Raw genomic sequence first — 4,613 nt, forward strand, 5'->3', positions numbered from 1 at the left:
GCCGCATGCTGGCCCAGGTGGGCGTCAGCAAGGTCATCACCCTGACCTCGACCTACGACCACCGCATTATCCAGGGCGCCGAGTCGGGGACGTACCTGGCGAGGATCCATCAGTTGCTGCTGGGTGAGGACGGCTTCTACCAGGACGTGTTCCGCTCGATGGGCGTGCCCTACGAGCCCGTCGAGTGGCGACCGGACGTCAATCCTGTCGATCAGGAGCGCGGCCATCTGGTCAAGCAGATGCACGTGCAGACCCTGATCAACATGTACCGGGTCAGGGGCCACCTCATCGCCGACCTCGATCCGCTGGAGGCGCGTGCGCCGACGATGCATCAGGAGCTCGACCCCGCGACCTATGGCCTCACGCTGTGGGACCTCGACCGCGAGTTCCTCACCGACGGCCTGGCCGGGCGGGACATCCTCAGGCTGGGCGAGACGCTGGGCATCCTGCGGGACGCCTACTGCCGCACCGTCGGCGTCGAGTACATGCACATCTCGGAGCCCGACCAGAAGCGTTGGATCCAGGACCACGTCGAGGGCGTCCCGACCAGGCTCGGCGAGGAGGAGCAGCGTCATCTCCTCGGCCGGCTGAACGCGGCCGAGGCGTTCGAGCGCTTCCTGCACAGCAAGTACATCGGCCAGAAGCGATTCGGACTCGAGGGCGCCGAGTCGGCCATCCCGCTGCTCGACGCCGTGCTCGACGAGGCGGCCAAGGCCGGGACGTCCGAGGCCTTCATGGGCATGGCCCATCGGGGCCGGCTCAACGTGCTGGCCAACATCGTGGGCAAGTCCTACGGAGAGATCTTTCGTGAGTTCGAAGGCGACATCGACCCTGAGTCGGTGCAGGGATCGGGCGACGTCAAGTACCACAAGGGCGCCTCGGGCAAGTTCGTGGGTCTCTCGGGCGCCGAGCTGCCCGTCACCCTGGCGTCGAACCCCTCGCACCTCGAGGCGGTGGACCCGGTCGTCGAGGGCATGGCCCGGGCCCGGCAGGATCTGTCGGACGACGCGGCCACGTTTCCCGTGCTGTCGCTGCTGGTGCACGGTGACGCCGCCTTCGCCGGGCAGGGCGTGGTCGCCGAGACGCTCAACCTGTCCAACCTGCGTGGGTACCGGACCGGCGGGACCGTCCACCTCGTGATCAACAACCAGCTCGGCTTCACGACCGCACCCGAGGCAGCCCGCTCGAGCCTCTACGCCACGGACGTGGCCAAGATGGTCCAGGCGCCGATCTTCCACGTCAACGGGGACGACCCGGAGGCGTGCGTGCGGGTGGGCAGGCTGGCGTTCGCCTTCCGCCAGGCTTTCCGCAAGGACGTCGTCATCGACATGGTCTGCTACCGGCGGTACGGCCACAACGAGGGAGACGAGCCGAGCTACACCCAGCCCCAGATGTACGAGCGGATCGAGAGCAAGCGCTCCGTGCGCAAGCTCTACACCGAGGCCCTGGTGAAGCGCGGGGACATCACCCTGGAGGACGCCGAGCGAGCACTGGAGGACTTCAGGGCGCGCCTCGAGGCGGCGCTCGACCAGACGCGGTCGTCAGCCCCACCCCGACCCACCTCGCTGCCCGAGGTGAGGCCACCGCCGGCCCCGGCGGCGCCGATCGGGACGGCCGTGGAGCGGGCGGTGCTCGATCGCATCGCCGACCGGTTGCACCACCCGCCCGAGGGTGTCAGCGTCCATCCCAAGCTGGCCCGCCAGTTGGAGGCCAGGTCGAAGCTCTACGCCGGGGGCGAGGTGGACTGGTCGTTGGCGGAGGCCCTCGCCTTCGGGTCGCTGCTGTTGGAGGACACCGACGTCCGCCTCACGGGGCAGGACACCCGGCGGGGGACCTTCAGCCAACGGCACGCCGTGCTGGTCGACTACCACACCGGGGCCGAGCACCTCCCGCTGGCGACGCTGGCCGCCGAGGGCGGAAACGGTCGCCGCGGACGGTTCTTCGTCTACGACTCGTCGCTCTCGGAGTTCGCCGCCCTCGGCTTCGAGTACGGGTACTCGGTGGTCCACGGCGACGCCCTCGTCGCGTGGGAAGCGCAGTTCGGCGACTTCATCAACGAGGCCCAGGTCGTCGTCGACGAGTTCATCATGGCGGCCGAGGACAAGTGGGGCCAGAGCTCGTCGCTGGTGCTGCTGCTGCCGCACGGCTACGAAGGACAGGGTCCCGACCACTCCTCGGCCCGGATGGAGCGCTTCCTGACCCTGGCCGCCGAGGCCAACGCCACCCTGGTGAACCTCACGACCGCGGGCCAGTACTTCCACCTCCTGCGGTCCCAGGTGCGTCGGGAGATGCGCCGTCCGCTGGTGATCTTCACGCCCAAGTCGCTCCTGCGGTCGAAAGCGGCCCGCACGGCGATCGACGACCTCACCGACGGACACTTCCGGGCTGTGCTCGACGACCCCGCAACCGGCGAGGCCGGCGCCCGTGTGGATCCCTCCACTGTCGGGCGGGTGGTCCTCTGCGCCGGCAAGGTCGCCTTCGACGCCATGGCCGCCCGCGACGCCCTGCTCGAGCAGGGCGCCGGGCCGGTCACCGCGGTGGTCCGCGTGGAGCAGCTGTACCCGTGGCCCGAGGACGGTATCGCCACGTTGCTGGCCCGCTACGAGAAGGCCAGCGAGGTCGTATGGCTCCAGGAGGAGCCGGAGAACATGGGCGCCTGGGCCTTCGTCCACGGACGGCTCCACCGCCTGCTCCGCAACGACTTCACGCTCCGCCACGTCAGCCGGGTCGAGGCGGGGAGCCCGGCCACCGGTAGCACGGCCATGCACCAGCTGGAGTTGAAGGACCTGCTGGCTCGCGCCCTGGAGCCGTTCGACTAGCCGGCTACCGGAGCGCGAACCCCAAGATCGCCTCGAGCTCGGCGATCGCTCGAGCAGGGTCGTCCACCTTGATCGTGGTCATCCCCAGGGCCCGGGCCGACTTCAGGTTCACGCCCAGATCATCGAGGAAGACGGACTCGCCGGGGGCGACACCGAGCTCGGCGCAGGCCAGCTCGTAGAAGCGAGGGTCGGGCTTGCGCACCCCGATCCGACTCGACTCGACGATCACGTCGAACAGCTCACGGATCTCTCTCATCGGCGGATCGCCGTCCGGGAGGGTGAAGTTGTTCGTGAGTGCCGCGGTGCGCAGCCGCTCCTGGCAGCGGCGCACCGCAGTGACCATCTCCGGGCGGATCTCGCCGGCCAGCAGGCGCATCACGGCGGCGGCGTCGAGCTCATGACCAGCGCTGCGGGCCTCGGTCTCGAAGAGCCGGCAGAACTCCTCGAAGGTGACAGTGTTGCGCTCCAAGCGGGCCCAGGCGTTGTCGTCGCTGTTGGTGGCGTTGAGCGAGCGGATGAACCCGGTCGGCAGCCCGTGGGCCCGCTCGTACTCGGCGAAGGCCTCGAACGGGCTGGTGATGATCACCCCGCCGATGTCGAACAGGACGGCCTTGAGCTCGCTCATTCGCCTCATCGTACGGAGGCGGGCGGGCTGGGAAGGCCCCCGCGCCGCCTTCGGCCCCGCCCTCGGCCCGCCCGATCGCCCACCGGGCCGCCGCCGGATGGTTGACTACAGGAAATGGCATTTCGGCGCGTCGTCGTGGACGGGTCCAACATCGCCACCGAGGGTCGCTCTGTTCCCAGCCTGGCTCAGCTCGACGAGGCCGTCAGGGAGTTTCAGCGCGAGTACCCGGACGCGGAGGTGACGGTGGTGGTCGACGCCTCTTTCGGGCACCGGATCGACGAGTCGGAGCGCATGGCGTTCGACGAGGCGGAGGACCACGGCGAGATCGTCTCGCCTCCCGCCGGCGCCATCGGCAGGGGTGACGCCTTTCTCCTGCGTATCGCCGAGAAGACCGGCGCGACCGTGCTGTCCAATGACTCGTTTCAGGAGTTCCACGGCGAGCACGAGTGGCTGTTCTCGCAGTCGCGCCTGGTCGGGGGCAAGCCGGTGCCCGGCGTGGGCTGGATTTTCACCCCTCGCACCCCGGTCAGGGGTCCGCGCAGCCGCGTGGCGACCCAGGACGCCAAGCGCGCCCGGGTGCGGGTCGGCTCCAAGGAAGCGTCGAAACCGATGCCAGTGCCGGCGTCGCCGCCACCGGGTCGAGGTCGGCGGGACGGCAGGGCGAAAGAGCCCGCCGACGGCGCAGGGGCGGCGAAGGAGTCCGCCGACGGCGCCGGGGCGGCGAAAGCGGGGGCGGTGAAGGAGGCCACGCCTCCGGCCGATCCCAAAGTTCGTCGGGCCATCGCCGCCGCCACGGAGGAGGTCGTGTCACCGCAGACCTCCTCGGGGGGTCGTCGTCGCCGGCGAGGGTCCGGGCCCCCGCCCCAGGCAGTCAACGATCCGCTGACCTTCATCAGGTTCATCGCCGAGCACCCCCTGGGCCAGCAGCTCGAGGGCGAGGTGGAGGGCTTCACGTCTCACGGCGCCTTCGTGCGGATCGAGGATGCCCAGGCCTACGTGCCCGTCTCCGGTCTGGGCGACCCGCCGCCCCGCAGCGCCCGGCGGGTGCTGCGGCGGGGCGAGCGCCGGCCCTTCGTGCTGCAGGCCCTGGACCCCCAGCGGCGTGGGGTGGAGCTGGCCCTGCCGGAGTATGCCCAGGTGGCCGGGTCGCCCAGCGAGGAGACGGTGGA

Annotated in this window: 3 protein-coding genes; 2 read left to right on the forward strand and 1 reads right to left on the reverse strand. The window is 70.1% G+C overall.

Features of this window, described 5'->3' with window-relative positions; translation table 11 throughout:
- The coding region (locus tag VGF64_18730) for a multifunctional oxoglutarate decarboxylase/oxoglutarate dehydrogenase thiamine pyrophosphate-binding subunit/dihydrolipoyllysine-residue succinyltransferase subunit (GenBank protein ID HEY1636796.1) at positions 1–2,819 on the forward strand (2,819 nt) is incomplete at its 5' end.
- 4 nt (positions 2,820–2,823) lie between these two features.
- On the opposite strand, the gene VGF64_18735 is transcribed toward VGF64_18730, so the two are convergent.
- A complete protein-coding gene (locus tag VGF64_18735; protein HEY1636797.1) occupies positions 2,824–3,444 on the reverse strand; it encodes an HAD-IA family hydrolase in 621 nt (206 codons plus the stop codon).
- A 114-nt stretch (positions 3,445–3,558) separates the two neighbouring features.
- On the opposite strand from VGF64_18735, the gene VGF64_18740 reads away from it, so the two are divergent.
- The coding region (locus VGF64_18740) for a S1 RNA-binding domain-containing protein (GenBank protein HEY1636798.1) at positions 3,559–4,613 on the forward strand (1,055 nt) is incomplete at its 3' end.

Source organism: Acidimicrobiales bacterium (genome assembly GCA_036491125.1).
In the GTDB taxonomy this organism is placed as follows: domain Bacteria; phylum Actinomycetota; class Acidimicrobiia; order Acidimicrobiales; family AC-9; genus AC-9.

Bases quoted from the DNA above. Each gene is read 5' to 3' on its own strand.
- VGF64_18735 (HEY1636797.1), bottom strand. From the start codon at position 3,444: ATGAGCGAGCTCAAGGCCGTCCTGTTCGACATCGGCGGGGTGATCATC.